General features: G+C 63.9%; 12 protein-coding genes and 1 pseudogene. 7 read left to right on the top strand and 6 right to left on the bottom strand.

Annotated elements, in window-relative coordinates; genetic code table 11:
• Nucleotide 1 precedes the first annotated feature (1 nt).
• From UP10_RS11630 to UP10_RS11620, 3 genes are all read right to left on the bottom strand, one after another.
• Entirely contained in the window at nt 2-1,873 is a 1,872-nt protein-coding gene (locus UP10_RS11630; protein ID WP_044587497.1) for an extracellular solute-binding protein, read from the bottom strand.
• Between the two features lie 12 nt (nt 1,874-1,885).
• Complete coding sequence (locus tag UP10_RS11625; RefSeq protein WP_044587496.1) at nt 1,886-3,742, bottom strand: extracellular solute-binding protein; 1,857 nt, start codon at nt 3,740-3,742, stop codon at nt 1,886-1,888.
• A 263-nt stretch (nt 3,743-4,005) separates the two neighbouring features.
• On the bottom strand, nt 4,006-4,557 hold the full coding sequence (locus UP10_RS11620; protein ID WP_044587495.1) for a c-type cytochrome: 552 nt from the start codon (nt 4,555-4,557) through the stop codon (nt 4,006-4,008).
• 200 nt (nt 4,558-4,757) lie between these two features.
• On the opposite strand from UP10_RS11620, the gene UP10_RS11615 reads away from it, so the two are divergent.
• Nucleotides 4,758-5,498 (top strand): 3-deoxy-manno-octulosonate cytidylyltransferase, encoded by a 741-nt coding sequence (locus UP10_RS11615; protein WP_044587494.1) that lies wholly within the window; start codon nt 4,758-4,760, stop codon nt 5,496-5,498.
• 33 nt (nt 5,499-5,531) lie between these two features.
• On the top strand, nt 5,532-6,392 hold the full coding sequence (locus UP10_RS11610; RefSeq protein ID WP_044587493.1) for a prephenate dehydratase: 861 nt from the start codon (nt 5,532-5,534) through the stop codon (nt 6,390-6,392).
• A gap of 6 nt (nt 6,393-6,398) precedes the next feature.
• Here UP10_RS11610 and UP10_RS11605 read toward each other — a convergent pair whose 3' ends face one another.
• The gene (locus tag UP10_RS11605; protein ID WP_044587492.1) at nt 6,399-7,418 is read right to left on the bottom strand and encodes an LLM class flavin-dependent oxidoreductase; all 1,020 of its coding nucleotides are present in this window, start codon (nt 7,416-7,418) and stop codon (nt 6,399-6,401) included.
• 391 nt (nt 7,419-7,809) lie between these two features.
• Here UP10_RS11605 and metF point away from each other — a divergent pair, with 391 nt between their 5' ends.
• From metF to maiA, 3 genes are all read left to right on the top strand, one after another.
• Nucleotides 7,810-8,724, top strand: coding sequence for a methylenetetrahydrofolate reductase [NAD(P)H] (metF, locus tag UP10_RS11600; RefSeq protein ID WP_044587491.1), 915 nt, complete (start codon nt 7,810-7,812; stop codon nt 8,722-8,724).
• 3 nt (nt 8,725-8,727) lie between these two features.
• Nucleotides 8,728-12,594 (top strand): methionine synthase, encoded by a 3,867-nt coding sequence (gene metH / locus UP10_RS11595; RefSeq protein WP_044587490.1) that lies wholly within the window; start codon nt 8,728-8,730, stop codon nt 12,592-12,594.
• Nucleotides 12,595-12,769: 175 nt separating this feature from the next.
• Nucleotides 12,770-13,429: a maleylacetoacetate isomerase gene (gene maiA, locus UP10_RS11590; protein ID WP_044587489.1), complete on the top strand. Its 660-nt coding sequence runs from the start codon at nt 12,770-12,772 to the stop codon at nt 13,427-13,429.
• Between the two features lie 249 nt (nt 13,430-13,678).
• On the opposite strand, the gene UP10_RS11585 is transcribed toward maiA, so the two are convergent.
• Entirely contained in the window at nt 13,679-14,305 is a 627-nt protein-coding gene (locus UP10_RS11585; protein WP_044587488.1) for a glutathione S-transferase family protein, read from the bottom strand.
• 177 nt (nt 14,306-14,482) lie between these two features.
• A complete protein-coding gene (locus UP10_RS11580) occupies nt 14,483-15,076 on the bottom strand; it encodes a GNAT family N-acetyltransferase (RefSeq protein WP_044587487.1) in 594 nt (197 codons plus the stop codon).
• 155 nt (nt 15,077-15,231) lie between these two features.
• On the opposite strand from UP10_RS11580, the gene UP10_RS11575 reads away from it, so the two are divergent.
• Together UP10_RS11575 and UP10_RS11570 are read left to right on the top strand one after the other, a co-directional pair.
• Complete coding sequence (locus tag UP10_RS11575) at nt 15,232-15,522, top strand: hypothetical protein (RefSeq protein WP_210167958.1); 291 nt, start codon at nt 15,232-15,234, stop codon at nt 15,520-15,522.
• Between the two features lie 197 nt (nt 15,523-15,719).
• Nucleotides 15,720-16,030: pseudogene (locus UP10_RS11570) on the top strand (IS110 family transposase); the annotation flags it as partial.

The following is a 16,030-nucleotide window of genomic DNA, read 5'->3' as shown; positions in this document are numbered from 1 at the left end:
GCTACTTCGCCTGCTCGAGCTTCGCGGCCTTGGCCGTGTCATACCACCAGTTCTCCGGCGCTCCGACGCCCTGCGCATATTTCGCCGGTTTCTCCGGATGCGCGAACTGGTCCCAATAAGCGACCCGATGCTTGTCGGAATACCATTGCGGCACCCAATAGCGGCCGGCGCGAAACACGCGGTCAAATGCTCGGCATGCGGTCGTCAAATCCTCGCGGTTGTTGGCACCGATGATCTTCTCGATCAGCGCATCGATCACGGGACTGGAGATGCCCGCGAGGTTATAGGACCCCTTGGTTTTGGCTGCCTGGGAGGAGAAGAACGGCCGCATGCTGTCGCCTGGCGTCGCGGACGAGCTGAAGCGCTCCATGGTCATGTCGAAGTCGAAATCCTCCAGGCGCGCGCGGTACTGTACCGCGTCGACCAGGCGGAACGTCGCGTCGATGCCGAGCGTGCCGAGATTCTTGATAAAGGGCGCGTGGTGTGGCTGCAGCGAAGGCTCATCGTTGAGGAGCTCAATGGTGAAGACATCGCCGTTGGGCAGTAGCCGCTTGCCGTCCTTGATGACAAGGCCGGCCTCGTTGAGAAGCTGGATCGCCTTGCGCAGCATCGCGCGATCCTGGCCTGAGCCGTCCGACACCGGCGGCACGAAAGGCGCACCGAATACCTCGTCCGGCACCTGGCCGCGGAACGGCTCGAGCAGCGCAAGTTCTTCCGGAGTAGGCGGTCCGTTCGCCATCAGGTTCGAATTCTGGAACGGCGAAACGGTGCGCGCATAGGCGCCGTACATGATGGTCTTGTTGGTCCACTCGAAATCGAAAGCATAGATCAGTGCCTCGCGCACGCGCGGATCGCTGAACTTGTCCCGGCGCATGTTGATGAACCAGCCCTGCGCACCCGATGGCGTATCGTCGGGCAGCGTCTCGCGCTTGACGCGGCCGTCTTTCGCCGCCGAAAAGTCGTATCGCGTCGCCCAGATGCGCGCGGTCAGTTCTTCGCGGAACAGATAATTCTTGCCGGTGAAGCCTTCGAAGGCGACGTCACGATCACGATAGAATTCATAGCGCACGGTGTCGAGATTGTAGCTGCCGCGATTAACCGGCAGGTCGGCTGCCCACCAGTCCTTGACGCGGTCGTATTCGATGTAGCGATTGACCTCGTACTTGCCGACCTTGTACGGCCCCGAGCCGAGCGGCGTATCGAGCGTCGACTCCTCAAAAGTCCGGTTCGCGTAATAGGCCTTCGAGAAGATCGGCAAGCTCACGACATAGAGCGGCACGTCGCGCGCGCGGCCGGGCGCGAAGGTCACGACGACGGTCGCGTCATCGGGCCCCTCGGCCTTCACGAAGTCGCGCAACTGCACCATGATGAGCGGATGGCCCTTTTCCTTCAGCGTATTGAGCGAAAAGGCGACATCCTGCGCGGTCAGTTTCGACCCGTCGTGAAAGCGCGCCTCGGGGCGCATGGTGAAGCGGTAGGTGAGCTTGTCCAACGAGATCTGCACCGACTTCGCGGCAAAGCCGTACATCGCGTCGGGCTCGTCATTGGCGCGCGACATCAGCGTCGCGAAGGTCATGTCCATGCCCTGCGCGCCTTCGCCCTTCAGGATGTAGGCATTGAGCGAATTGAAGGTGAAGTAGGACTGGTTGTAGGCGCGCACCGAGGGGATCAGCGAGAAGAACCCGCCCTTCGGGGCGCCCGGATTGACGTAGTCGAATTGGCGGAAATCCGCCGGATATTTCAGGTCGCCGAACACCGACATGCCATGCATCTCGGACCCGTTGTCGGCCGCTGCCGGTGCCGCACGAAACCCTGCAGCGCTCAACGCACCGATACCAAGACCGAGTGCGTGCCGACGGGTGAGTAGCGCCATGCGCAATTCCTTCTACGAGCCCTTGAGCTTGGCTGCCTTCGCGGCGTCGTACCACCAGAGATTTGGGAATCCCGAAACGCCGTATTTCGGCAACAGGTCGGGATGGTTGAAGCGATCCCAGCGCACGTAACGCTGCTGATCGTAGTTGAAGTGGGGAACGCAGTAGAAGTTCCAGAGCAGCACACGGTCCAGCGCCTTGCTGGCAGCCACCTGCTCGGCGCGGCTCTTGGCGAAGATAATGCGCTCGATGATGGCGTCGACCGCGGGATTCTTGATGCCAGCGAGATTGCGGGAACCGGGCCGATCGGCGGCCTGCGAGCCGAAAAAATCTCGCTCTTCATTGCCGGGCGAGATCGACTGCCCCCATACAGTCGTCGTCAGCTCGAAATCAAAATCGCGCAAACGGTTTTGAAGTTGCACAATGTCGACCGGCCGCAAATTGACGGTGATGCCGAGGCGCTCGAGACTCGGCTTGTAGAACAAGGCAATTCGCTCCATGCCCGGATCGGCGCTGGCGCCGAGGATCTCGACGGTGAAAGGCTGCCCGGACGAGTCGACCAACTTGCGGTCTCGTATTTCAAAGCCGGCCTCCTTCAGAAGCCGCGTCGCCTCGCGCAAATTGCTGCGCACGGCTTCCGGATCGCCGCCGACCGGATCCTTGTACGGCGCGGTGAAGACATCGGGCGGCACCTTGTCGCGCACCGTCTCGAGAATCTGCAGCTCCAGTCCTTCGGGCAGACCGGACGCCATCAGATCGGGGATGCCGTCGAAATAGCTGGAGTCGCGATGATACACGCCGGAAGAAAGCACACGGTTCATCTCTTCGAAATCGAACGCGTAGTTGAAGGCGCGGCGCAGCCTTGCATCCGCGAACTTCGGACGCCTCAGGTTGAACACCCAGCCCTGCATCCGTCCCTGATTGCGGACCGGGAACAGCTCCTTGATCAGCCGCCCGTCACGTACCGCAGGAACGTCGTAGGCCACGGACCATTCCTTGGCGCTGCGCTCGCTGTACCAGTCGAACTGGTCGGCTTTCAGCGCTTCGCGTCCGACGGTGTCATCGCGGAAAAATTCATAACGCAGCTCGTCGAAATTGTTCTGGCCGACCGCATTGGGGTTATCCTTGCCCCAGTAATCCTTCACCCGCTCCAGCACCAGCGAGCGTCCGGCGGCGAACTCCTTGATCCGGTAGGGCCCCGACCCAAGTGGCGGCTCGAGCGTGGTCGCGGTGATGTCGCGCTTGTTGCCCTGCGCATCGATCCCTTCCCACCAATGCTTGGGCAGCACGACCAACTGGCCGGTGATCATCGGCAATTCGCGATTGCCCGGACTATCGAAGGTGAACTTGATGTCGCGCTCGCCAATCTGCTCGGCCTTCTCGATGTGCCGATAGTAGCTGCTGAACATCGGGCTGTTGGTCTTCAGCGCGCCGAACGAGAACACCACATCTTCAGGCGTGATGAGCTTGCCGTCATGCCAGCGCGCGCCCGCGCGCAGCCGGTAGATCACATAGGAGAAATCGTCGGGAAACGCCGCGGCCTCGGCAAGGGTGCCGTAATATGTATCGGGCTCGTCGGACGACGCATCCATCAGCGAATCGTAGATTCGGCCGACGCCCGACGCGACCGTTCCCTTGAACCCCGCGACCACCATGTTGAAGCTGTCGTAGGTGCCGAGTTCGAACAGCCGCGCGACGCCGCCCTTCGGCGCGTCCGGATTGACGTAGTCGTAACGCTTGAAGTCGGCAGGGTATTTGATCTCGCCGAAGGTGGAGACGCCGTGTCGCCATTTCAGCCCGTTTGGGGCCTCATCTGCGAATGCCGGCGTGATCGCCGACATACCGGGGTTCAATCCAAGCACTGGCGCCATTGCGGCGAGAGCGCTGCCTTGAAGAAGATGTCGTCGGGTGATCGCCAAATTCGGTTTCCTGCTCGCGGCCCCCGGTTACATGGGACCCAATATAAGGCAACGGTTCGACAAGTTACGTTGCTTTTTCCTCATGATATTAGCCCGGGACCGATCCCGGTGCGGCGAAACGTCCCGATAACAACCGCGCGATATTAGGTCCCCATGTGAAAACGGCCAGGCATTGCCTGGCCGTCTCGTCCGCGTGTGCTCGAAAGAGCAAATTATTACTTCGAAGCCGTCGGTATCGGTTCGGGATGCTCCGAATTCGAATTCAGGAAGGCGATGATGTCGGCGCGCTCGCTGTCCTTCGGAACGCCGGCGAAGCCCATCGCGGTGCCCGGGACGAACGCCTTCGGGTTGGTCAGGAACTTGCTCAGGTCGTCGAAGGTCCAGTCGCCGCCTTTGGCCTTCATGGCAGCCGAGAAATTGAACCCGCCACGGCCCTCGCCCTTCTTCTCGCCGACGATGCCGTAAAGGTTCGGACCAACGCGGTTGGGGCCGCCCTTCTCGAACGTGTGGCAGGCCTGGCACTTCTTGGCCGCGCCAGCGCCCTTTTCGGCGGTGGCGGTCTGCAGCAGCTTCTCGATCGGCTCGGACGGTGCCGCAGCAGCTTCGCCGCCGCCGGCGGGAACCGCCTCCTTCACCGCGATCTCGAACCCCGGCTTCTCCGGCATCTTCGCCGAGAACACCGCACCCGCGGTAAAGCTCGTCACCAGGACGACAATGCAAGTGCCAAGGATCGCACCGAGAATCTTGTTGAGTTCGAAGGAGTCCATTTTCGGTCAGGCTCCGGGCCTTGAATGTCGACTTCAGGCCGGGAAACGGCCGTGGGAAAGACTCAGGAATCGGCCTTATCGCACCGCCCCCCAAGCAGGTTTGAGATATCGGTTTGCCCGCGCTCTGGCAACCCGTATAAACGCGCCGAATTCCACCCCCTCCCCATCAATTTCCGCCGGCCGGACGGGCCCCCGACACGATGACCGAACCCCGTACCTTGGTGCTGATTCCCGCCCGCATGGCGGCCACGCGGCTGCCCGGCAAGCCGCTGCTTGATATCGCCGGCCTGCCGATGATCGTCCACGTGCTGCGGCGGGCCGAGGCAGCCGGGATCGGCCGGGTTGCGGTGGCCACCGACACGGCGGAGATCGCGGCTGCAGTGAAAGCCCACGGCGGTGAGGTCGTGATGACCCGCGCCGACCATCCCTCCGGCTCGGACCGGATCCATGAGGCGATGACTATCCTGGATCCGGACGGCAAGGCCGAGATCGTGGTCAATCTGCAGGGCGATTTCCCGACGATCACCCCCGAGACCATCCGCAGCGTGATGCCGCCGCTGGCCGACCCCGCCGTCGACATTTCGACGCTGGCCTCGCAAATCCATACCGAGGAGGAGGACCGGGCCCCGAGCGTCGTGAAGGCGGTCGGCTCGCCGATCGGCCCGAACCGGCTGCGCGCGCTCTATTTCACCCGCGCCACCGCGCCCTATGGCGACGGACCGCGCTACCATCACATCGGCCTCTACGCCTACCGCCGCGCCGCGCTGGAGCGGTTCGTGACACTCCCGCCCTCGCCGCTGGAGCTTCAGGAGAATCTCGAGCAGCTCCGCGCGCTGGAAGCCGGAATGCGGATCGACGTCACCATCGTCGATACCGTGCCGCGCGGCGTCGATACCCCGGCCGATCTCGAAACCGCCCGGCGGATCCTTTCCAAAGCCTGATCCGGTGCTAAAAGGCGCCGCAGGAAAGAAATCATGACAAAGAAGCTGAAAATCGCGTTCCAGGGCGAGCCTGGCGCCAATTCCCATATCGCCATCGCCGAGGCCTATCCCGAGGCCGAGCCGATGCCCTGCCCGACCTTCGAGGACGCGCTGGCCGCGATCTCCTCGGGCGAGGCCGACCTCGGCATGATCCCGATCGAGAACTCGGTCGCCGGCCGCGTCGCCGACATCCATCATCTGCTGCCGGGATCCGGCCTGTTCATCGTCGGCGAATGGTTTTTGCCGATCCGCCACCAGCTGATGGCGATCAAGGGCACGAAGCTTGCCGACATCAAGAGCGTGGAGAGCCACGTCCACGCGCTCGGCCAATGCCGCCGCGTAATCCGCAAGCTCGGCGTCAGGCCGATCGTCGCCGCCGACACTGCCGGCAGCGCGCGCGACATCTCCGAACGCAAGGACAAGAGCGTCGCCGCGATCGCCTCCCGCCTCGCCGCCGACATCTATGGCCTCGATATCCTCGCCGAGGACATCGAGGACGAGGCCCACAACACCACCCGTTTCGTGGTGCTGGCGCGCGAGGCCAACTGGGCCAGGCCCGGCTCGGGGCCGCTGGTCACCACTTTTGTTTTCCGGGTGCGCAATTTGCCCGCCGCGCTCTACAAGGCACTGGGTGGTTTCGCCACCAACGGCGTCAACATGACCAAGCTGGAAAGCTACATGGTCGACGGTGAATTCTCCGCCACGCAATTCTACGCCGATGTCGACGGCCACCCCGATGACCGCGGGCTCGCCTTTGCGCTGGAGGAATTGAAATTCTTCTCGCGCGAATTCCGCATCGTCGGCGTCTATCCCGGCCACCCCTTCCGCGCGACATTCAGCGAAACGCGGGACTGACGGGACCTACGCCGCCACCTTCTTGCCGAGCCCGAATGCGTCGGCGAGCAGGCAATACGACTTCTTCCGCGCGTCATGGTCGTAGACCGCGGTGACCACCATCAGCTCATCCGCCTGGGCCCCCGCGATCAGCGGCTGCAGTTTTGCCATCACCGTCGCCGGGCTGCCAACGAACAGCCGCGCGCGGTTGCGCGCGATCGAGGCGCGCTCGGCATCGGTGTAGGGATAGGCCTGCGCCTCCTCGACGCTGGGCAGCGGCAGATATTCGCCGCGGTCGCGGCGCAGGCGGTTGAGGTCCATCGAAAGCGCGAGCTTGTCGGCCTCCGCATCGGTTTCCGCAGCGACGACGGCTACCCCGAGGATCGCCTGCGGCGCGGCGCGCCAGCCCGATGGCTTGAAATGCGTGCGATAATTCGTCATCGCCGCGATCGCATCATGGGTGGCGAAATGGTGCGCGAACGCAAAGCCCATCCCGACCTGAGCTGCGAGCTCGGCAGAATAGTCGCTTGAGCCGAGCAGCCAGATCGGCGGCAGCGGCGAGTCGTCCGGCATCGCCACCACCTTGTTGTAGGGGTGGCCAGCCGGGAAATCGCGCGTCTCCCACAGGATCAGTTCATGCAACCGCTCGAGGAAATCGTCGCCCTCGCGGCGGTCGAGCCGGCTGCGCAGCGCGTAGGCCGTGGCGCCATCAGTGCCGGGCGCGCGGCCGAGGCCCAGATCGATGCGGCCGGGAAACAGCGCCTCCAGCATCTTGAAGCGCTCGGCGACCACCAATGGGGCATGGTTGGGCAGCATCACACCACCCGAGCCGACGCGGATGTTCCGCGTCACCGCCGCGATCTGCCCAATCATCAGATCGGGCGCGGGGCTCGCGACGGACGCGAGGTTGTGATGCTCGGCAAGCCAGTACCTGACATAGCCGAGGCCGTCGACATGGCGCGCCAAGTCGATGCTGTTGCGCAGCGCAGCGGCAGGCTTGGTGCCTGTGGTAACGACCGATAGGTCGAGAACGGACAACGGAATCATGGCGCTCAACCTAGTGTGGCCGCGTGAGCCGACAAAGGCCCGGGACGCGCAGATCAGGTCCGCGCCGACCATGAGTACCGGTCATCGACATGCCGTGGGAAGGTTTACGACAACTCTCTGACATGCCATCCTCGCCCACACGCGATTTTCATTGAAACAACAGTCCAATAAATAAATTTATTCTATATTATTCAGTACATTGAGGCATAAAATCCCAACTCGCACTCCCTGCCCACAGTCCTTTTCTCACAGCCAAAATACGCCAGATACATAGCCATAGTGGGCAATTTCCCATATTCGATGGGCTGTTTGCTCCGGTCCGTTTCGCCTATCTTAGCCCCTCCATACCCGGCCAGACGTCTGCCCACCTGTTGCGGAGCCCCTGCGTATCATGACCGAGACCGTTTCTCCCGTATCGAACGGGCACCGCGCGCCGAGGACCCCAAAGATCTCCTTCGAATTCTTCCCGCCGAAGACCGAGGAGATGGAGCGCAATCTCTGGGAGACCATCAACCGCCTGGCGCCACTGACCCCGAATTTCGTCTCCGTGACCTATGGCGCCGGCGGCTCGACCCGCGAGCGCACCCATTCAACCATCACCCGTATCCTCCGCGAGACCGACCTGCTGCCGGCCGCGCATCTGACCTGCGTCGGCGCCGCACGCGGCGAGATCGACGAGATCGTCGACCGCTACCATGAGGTCGGCGTCCGCCACATCGTGGCGTTGCGCGGCGATCCGCCCGGTGGCATCGGCACGGCCTATGCGACGCATCCCGACGGCTACCAGAGCTCGGCCGAGCTCGTCGCCGGAATCAGGAAGCGTCATTCCGATATCGAGGTCTCGGTCTCCGCCTATCCCGAGAAGCATCCGGAAGCTGCCGACTTCGACGTCGACATCGACTTGCTCAAGGCCAAGGTCGACGCCGGCGCGACGCGCGCGATCACCCAGGTGTTCTTCGACAACGACCTCTATTACCACTACCTCGACCGGGTGCGGGCGCGCGGCATCGAGATCCCGATCGTGCCGGGCATCATGCCGATGCACAATTTCAAACAGGCCCGCAATTTCGTGACCCGCGCCGGCACCAGCGTGCCGGATTGGCTTGCCGAAAAGTTCGACGGCCTCGACAACGATGCCGAGACCCGCAAGCTGGTTGCAGCCACGGTTGCCGCCGGTCAGGTGCAGAAACTGTTCAAGCGCGGCGTCGACACTTTTCACTTCTACACCATGAACCGCGCGGACCTGGTGTTCGCGATCAGCCATTTGCTCGGCATCCGGCCGAATGGCGCCCAGAAGGCCGCCTGAATCATGACAGTGACAGTTTCTCCCAAGCGCACCGCCCTGCTCGCGGCTGCTCGCGAACGTATTCTGGTGCTCGACGGCGCCATGGGCACGATGATCCAGGGCCTGCAATTCGACGAGGCCGCGTTCCGCGGCGAGCGCTTCAAGGATTTCCACCGCGACATCAAGGGCAACAACGATCTCCTGATCCTGACCCAGGCAAAGGCGATCGAGGACATCCACGCCGACTATCTGCGCGCCGGCGCCGACATCGTCGCGACCAACACCTTCTCCTCGACTTCGATCGCGCAGGCCGACTACGACATGTCGGACCTCGCCTATGAGCTGAACCTGCAGGGCGCCCGGCTGGCCCGCGCCGCAGCGGAACGTGTCAGCGCCGAAGACGGCAAGGAGCGTTTCGTCGCCGGCGCGCTGGGCCCGACCAACCGCACCGCCTCGATCTCGCCGGACGTCTCCAACCCGGGCTATCGCGCGGTGACTTTCGACGATCTGCGCAAGTCCTATGGCGAGCAGATCAACGGCCTGCTCGATGGCGGCGCCGATTTGCTGCTGGTCGAGACCATCTTCGACACGCTGAACGCCAAGGCCGCGCTGTATGCGATCGCGGAGATCACCGAAGCGCGCGGTATCGACGTGCCCGTGATGATTTCCGGCACCATCACCGACAAATCGGGACGCCTGCTCTCCGGACAGCTGCCCGAAGCGTTCTGGCATTCGGTGCAGCATGCCAAGCCCGTCACTATCGGCTTCAACTGCGCGCTCGGCGCCGAAGATCTGCGCGCGCATATCGCCGATATCGGCCGCGTCGCCGACGCTTTGGTTTGTGCTTATCCGAATGCCGGCCTGCCCAACGAGTTCGGCCAGTACGACGAGTCGCCGGAATTCATGGCGGGGCTGATCGGCGAATTCGCCAGCGCCGGCCTCGTCAACATCGTCGGCGGCTGCTGCGGCACCACGCCCGACCATATCGCGGCGATTGCCAGGGCCGTCGCGCCGCACAAGCCGCGAATCGTTCCCGAAATCGAGCCGCGACTGCGGCTGTCCGGCCTCGAGCCGTTCACGCTGACCGATGCGATTCCCTTCGTGAATGTCGGCGAGCGCACCAACGTCACCGGCTCCGCGCGCTTCCGCAAGCTGATCACCGCCGGCGACTACACCGCAGCACTGCAGGTTGCGCGCGACCAGGTCGAGAACGGCGCGCAGGTCATCGACATCAACATGGACGAGGGCCTGCTCGACTCCGAGAAGGCGATGGTCGAGTTCCTCAACCTCGTCGCCGCCGAGCCCGACATCGCCCGCGTCCCCGTGATGGTCGATTCTTCGAAATTCCACGTCATCGAGGCCGGCCTGAAATGCATTCAGGGCAAGCCGATCGTGAACTCGATCTCGATGAAGGAAGGCGAGGAGAAATTCTTGCACGAGGCCACGATCGCAAAGCGCCACGGCGCCGCCGTGGTGGTGATGGCGTTCGACGAGACCGGACAGGCAGACACGTTCGCGCGCAAGACCGAGATCTGCAAGCGCGCCTACGACATTTTGGTCAACCGGCTCGACTTCCCGCCCGAGGACATCATCTTCGATCCGAACATCTTCGCGATCGCGACCGGCCTCGAGGAGCACAACAATTACGGCGTCGACTTCATCGAGGCGACGCGCTGGATCCGCAAGAACCTGCCGCACGCGCATATCTCGGGCGGCGTCTCCAATCTGTCGTTCTCGTTCCGCGGCAACGAGCCGGTGCGCGAGGCCATGCACTCGGTGTTCCTGTACTATGCCATCAAGGCCGGCATGGACATGGGCATCGTTAATGCCGGGCAGATGATCGTCTATGACGACATCGACCCTGAGCTGCGCCAAACTTGCGAAGATGTCATCCTCAACCGCGATCCCGGCGCGTCCGAGCGGCTGCTGGCGCTGGCCGAAAAATTCCGTGGCAAGGAGAAGCAGACCAGGGAGCAGGATCTCGCCTGGCGCGAATGGCCGGTCGAGAAGCGGCTGTCCCACGCGCTGGTGCATGGCATTACCGAGTTCATCGAGGCCGACACCGAAGCCGCGCGGCAGAACGTCGAGCGTCCGCTCAACGTGATCGAAGGCCCGCTGATGGACGGCATGAACGTGGTCGGCGACCTCTTCGGCGACGGCAAGATGTTCCTGCCGCAGGTCGTCAAGTCGGCGCGCGTCATGAAGCAGGCGGTCGCCTATCTGATGCCGTTCATGGAGGAAGAGAAGGCGCGCAACCGCGCCAATGGCTTCGCCAGCGACGGCCGCAACGCCGCCGGCAAGATCGTGCTCGCCACCGTGAAAGGCGACGTCCACGACATCGGCAAGAACATCGTCGGCATCGTGCTCCAGTGCAACAATTTCGAGGTCATCGACCTCGGCGTCATGGTGCCCGCCAGCAAGATCATCGAGACCGCCAAGGCCGAAGGCGCCGATATCATCGGCCTCTCCGGCCTGATCACGCCCTCGCTCGACGAAATGAGCTTCCTTGCCGGCGAGATGGAGCGGCAGGGCATGAACCTGCCGCTGCTGATCGGCGGCGCCACCACCAGCCGCGTCCACACGGCCGTCAAGATCGACCCGAACTATCCGGGCGGTCCCGTCGTGCACGTCAATGACGCCAGCCGCGCCGTCGGCGTTGCCTCCTCGCTGCTGTCGCCCGAGCGGAGGCAGGCCTATGCCGCCGAGGTCCGCGCCGAATACGTCAAGATCTCCGCGGCGCATTTCCGCGCCCAGGCCGACAAGAAGCGGCTGAAGCTTGGCGTCGCCCGCGCCAACAAGGTCGCGATCGATTTCGCGGCGGCGCCGCCGAAGGCGCCGACGTTCTTCGGCCGCAAGAGTTTCGACGCCTATGACCTTGCCGAGCTCGCCGAATACATCGACTGGACGCCATTCTTCCAGACCTGGGAACTGACCGGCCGCTACCCCGCGATCCTCGACGATCCCAAGGTCGGCGAGGTCGCCCGCTCGCTCTACGACGACGCCCGCAAGATGCTGGAGCGCATCATCCAGGAGAAATGGTTCACCGCCCGCGCCACCATCGGCTTCTGGCCGGCCAACGCTGTCGGTGACGACATCGAGGTCTATGCCGACGAGACCCGCAAGGAGAAGATCGCGACCTTCCACACCCTGCGCCAGCAGCTCGAGAAGCGCGAGGGCCGCTTCAACGCCGCGCTGTCCGATTTCGTCGCGCCGGTCTCCTCCGGCGTGCCCGACTATATCGGCGGCTTCGTGGTCACCGCCGGGATCGGCGAGGACGTGGTCGCCGACCGTTTCAAGAACGCCAATGACGACTACTCCTCGATCCTGTGCAAGGCGCTGGCCGATCGCCTCGCCGAAGCCTTTGCCGAGCGCATGCATCAGCGCGTGCGCAAGGAGTTCTGGGGCTATGCGCCGGACGAGGCGTCGGCGCCGGACGAGCTGATCCTGGAGAAATACGACGGCATCCGCCCGGCGCCGGGCTATCCGGCGCAGCCCGACCACACCGAGAAGCGGACGCTGTTCGCGCTGCTCGATGCCGAAAAAAACTCCGGCGTGACGCTGACCGAAAGCTATGCGATGTGGCCGGGCTCTTCGGTCTCGGGGCTCTATCTGTCGCATCCCGCCAGCTTCTATTTCGGCGTCGGCAAGATCGAGCGCGACCAGGTCGAGGACTATGCCGAGCGCAAGGCCATGACGGTCGCCGAGGTCGAGCGCTGGCTGGCGCCGGTGCTGAACTACATCCCGTCGCAGGACGGCGCCAAGGAACCTGTGATTGCGCCCGCCGCGACCCCGGCCAACGACGAGGCCTCGAGGGAATTGGCCGCGCACCCGCCGGGCTGCGCCTGCGCCGTGCATCTCGCCTGGCGGAAGAAAGCCGTCGGCGCGGGGTAGGTCTTCCTTCCCTTCTCCCCTTGTGGGAGAAGGTGGCTCGCATCGACAGATGCGAGCCGGATGAGGGGTCTCGATCGGCGGAGACAGACCCCTCACCCGTCTCAATCGCGCTTTGCGCGATTGATCCACCCTCTCCCACAAGGGGAGAGGGGAAGAAATGCGGAGTGAACTCCCCATGCAATTCTTCTCCTTCTGGCGATCGCTGGCGAGCTTTCGGGTGCGGATCGCGCTCAATTTGAAAGACGTGCCGGCCGAAATCGTGTTCGTCGACATCGATGCAGACGCCCATCGCGCCGATGCCTATCGCAAGATCAATCCGCAGATGGCGCTGCCGGCGCTGGTGACCGACGACGGCGCCGTGCTGTTCCAATCGCTTGCGATCATCGACTATCTCGACGAGACCTATCCCAACCCGCCGCTGCTGCCGGCCGACGCGCTCGGTCGCGCCCGGGTGCGCGGGCTGGCGCTGATCGTCGCCTGCGAGGGCCATCCGCTGCTGACGCCGCGGGTGCGGCGCTATCTCACCCGCGAACTCGACCTGCGCGACACCCAGCAGAGCGCCTGGTTCCGGCGTTGGACCGTCGAGACGCTCGCCGCACTGGAAGGCCACCTCGCCGGCCACAAGGCAACCGGAACATTCTGCCACGGCGACCAGGCTACGCTCGCCGACATCTGCCTGGTCGGCCACGTCACCGCGGCGATCAACCAGAAGATCAGCCTGTCGCCCTGGCCGACGGTCAATCGCATCCACGAGGCCGCGATGGCACTGCCAGCGTTTGCGAAGGCGCATCCGCGGGTGCAGGCGGATACGCCGGACGCGATGCGCGCGAAGTAGCGTGCGCAGGCCCGTCCATTCGTCGTCCCGGCGAAAGCCGGGACCCATAACCACAGGGTTGGGTTGTTGAAGAAGGCTGTGGCCCCAGCGTCGCGCAACAACGAACATTTGTGGTTATGGGTCCCGGGTCAAGCCCGGGACGACAGCGAGTTTTATTGCGCGGCCTGTGACTCACACATCCGCGTCCGTATTCTCGCGAGATGAATTGTTCGAGCTTTGTACCCCGTCGGGCAACTCAGCGCTAACGGCCTAACCGCTCGGTGGCGCCAGCGGCTGCACGATCTCCAAGAACGGCGGCAAGGCCTCGCAGCGTGCGGCATGCGCCTTCAGCGCGGGATAGCGGTCATCAAACAACGCCGGATGCGCCTCGCCGGTGAAGCGCAGCACGCAGGCGACCGCGATATCGGCATGGCCGATACGGTCGCCCAACCAGTACGGCGTCGCGACCGCGGCGCGCTCCTGCTCCAGCGCGGCGAGCACACCCGCGATCTGTATTTCGCAGCGCTCGACCCAGAGCTTGAGCGGCTCCTTGCGCAGCACGCGCTCATAGATCAGGCTGACCGCCTTGTCGCCGAGCCCGGTCGCCAGCGACACGATGCGCAGATGCTTGCGCCGCTCCGCACCCGATCGCGCGATCATCGCCCTCTCCGGCCCGACCAGCTCGTCGAGATAATCCAGGATCGCCCCGCTCTCGATCAACGCCTCGCCGTCATTGAGCACCAGCGCCGGTACCCGCCGCAGCGGATTATACGCTGCGACCTTGTCGCCGTCGCCAAAGGTCGACCACGGCCTGTGCTCGAACGGCAGACCATAAAGCCGCAGTGCGATCGCGGTGCGGCGGACGAAGGGCGAGTCGTATTGGCCGATCAGGAACATCTTTCGCCTCACTATCGGACACGCCGCAGAGAACCATTCCTCGAGAGCGAGGCTTTCGGGGGATGACGGACACGTCAGGGGTTGCGCTTTGCATCATCCTAGATGCGCCGGGCCGCATTGCAACCACCACTTTCGCTGGCGACGACAGTGGTGGTCGCGGGGGCGTCGCGCGCATCGTCACTCAATCACCGGCACATGCCGCGCGACATCGCGCGGCGCCGTGCCGTCCAGCCGCGGATCATCCGCCACTTCGATCTGCCTCCGGAACGGACGAAACCCCGAGCGCTGGTAGAACGCCAGCGCTGCGGGATGATCGAAGGTGCAGGTGTGCAGCCAGACGCGGCTGATATCGCGCGACCAGGCGAGTTCGAGCGCGCGGTTCATCAGGAAGCGGGCGGCGCCGGTACCGATTAGCTTTGAAGTGACACCGAAGTAGACGAGTTCGCAATTGCCAGGCTCGCGGAAATCGAGTTCGAGCAGGCCTTCGTCGCAGACATCGTGGACCAGCGCGTAGACCTCCACTTGGGGCGCGTGGATGATCGCGGCGAGTTCAGCGTCGCTGATGCGCGCGCGGGCGAACCACAGCCACTCCTCGCCGACGCGGCGAAAGAGATCGCGAAACCAGTCGAGCGCCGGCCGCTCGGCCTTGCGCAGGCTCCAGGCGCCGCGCGGATCGTCGCGCTGCTGTGGGCGCGCGGTCATCTCCAGATGGGTGACGACCGCGGCGACCTTGCCTGATGGGACGTCGGAGTAGCCGTCGGGCAGCATCATTGCGCGATCTCTGTTTCCATATTGCCGACGGGAAATATCTGCTGACCGTGCTGATGGTGCAATGTGGCCCTGTGCTGCAACGTTACCAATTTGTCAGTGGCGAAAATCCGCGAATCAGCAGCTTCATGTGTGGACAGACCACCGGAGCCAGCACCGTGTCGCGCCATCACACACTGCCGCCGATCGTCTATACGCCGCCGCCCCCCGAGCCGAAGAAAACGCGGCGGCGGCGCGGCGTCGGCACCGCCTCTGGTGCGCGCGAGACTGATGAGACCGAGGAGGCTGGTGACGTCGGGGATGGCGCACCGGTGCGCAGCGCGCCGGTGCTTCCGCGGCACTCGCGCCCGATCGAGGCCACGGAGCGGCGAACAGGCTCGCCGAACGGCAAGCTCAGTGCCGACACGCTGCGGGCGATGCTGGATTTGCAGGAAGAGCAGACGAAGTAGCGGAAGGCGCGAGCACACAAATTCCACGTCGTCCCGGCGCAGGCCGGGACCCAACCACGGGCTTGCGTTGTTGAAGTGAGCTGGGACCCCAGCGTCGCGCAACCAATTTCCATTCGTGGTTGATGGTGTGGACGGCCCCCTACGGCATCAGTGTGCCAGAATGAGGTTGTTGCAAATCTCAGACAAAGGAGCCGTCCGTGGGAGAGATTATCCGAATTGGAATGGATACGTCGAAGCATATTTTTGTGCTGCATGGGGTTGATGCGTCGGAGCGGCCGGTGCTGCGCAAGAAGCTTTCGCGCAACCGGGTGTTGGAGTTCTTCGGCAAACTGCCGGCGACCGTGATCGGGATGGAGGCTTGCGGGGCTTCGCAATATTGGGCGCGGGAGCTCCGCAAGCTCGGCCATGAGGTGAAGCTGATGGCCCCACAGCTGGTGAAGCCCTACGTGATGCGGAACAAGAACGACGGGCGGGATGCGGAAGGGCTGTGTGAAGCGATGGGCCGGCC

This window comes from Bradyrhizobium sp. LTSPM299 (assembly GCF_000938235.1).
In the GTDB taxonomy this organism is placed as follows: Bacteria; Pseudomonadota; Alphaproteobacteria; order Rhizobiales; family Xanthobacteraceae; genus Bradyrhizobium.
Note: the sequence above shows the minus strand (reverse complement) of the source record. Positions and strands in the feature narration are given on the sequence as shown.

What these genes read in the sequence shown, in the direction of transcription:
- UP10_RS11630 (WP_044587497.1), bottom strand. Translation starts at nt 1,873, where the DNA reads ATGGCGCTACTCACCCGTCGGCACGCACTCGGTCTTGGTATCGGTGCG.
- UP10_RS11625 (WP_044587496.1), bottom strand. Translation starts at nt 3,742, where the DNA reads ATGGCGCCAGTGCTTGGATTGAACCCCGGTATGTCGGCGATCACGCCG.
- UP10_RS11620 (WP_044587495.1), bottom strand. Translation starts at nt 4,557, where the DNA reads ATGGACTCCTTCGAACTCAACAAGATTCTCGGTGCGATCCTTGGCACT.
- UP10_RS11615 (WP_044587494.1), top strand. Translation starts at nt 4,758, where the DNA reads ATGACCGAACCCCGTACCTTGGTGCTGATTCCCGCCCGCATGGCGGCC.
- UP10_RS11610 (WP_044587493.1), top strand. Translation starts at nt 5,532, where the DNA reads ATGACAAAGAAGCTGAAAATCGCGTTCCAGGGCGAGCCTGGCGCCAAT.
- UP10_RS11605 (WP_044587492.1), bottom strand. Translation starts at nt 7,418, where the DNA reads ATGATTCCGTTGTCCGTTCTCGACCTATCGGTCGTTACCACAGGCACC.
- metF (WP_044587491.1), top strand. Translation starts at nt 7,810, where the DNA reads ATGACCGAGACCGTTTCTCCCGTATCGAACGGGCACCGCGCGCCGAGG.
- metH (WP_044587490.1), top strand. Translation starts at nt 8,728, where the DNA reads ATGACAGTGACAGTTTCTCCCAAGCGCACCGCCCTGCTCGCGGCTGCT.
- maiA (WP_044587489.1), top strand. Translation starts at nt 12,770, where the DNA reads ATGCAATTCTTCTCCTTCTGGCGATCGCTGGCGAGCTTTCGGGTGCGG.
- UP10_RS11585 (WP_044587488.1), bottom strand. Translation starts at nt 14,305, where the DNA reads ATGTTCCTGATCGGCCAATACGACTCGCCCTTCGTCCGCCGCACCGCG.
- UP10_RS11580 (WP_044587487.1), bottom strand. Translation starts at nt 15,076, where the DNA reads ATGATGCTGCCCGACGGCTACTCCGACGTCCCATCAGGCAAGGTCGCC.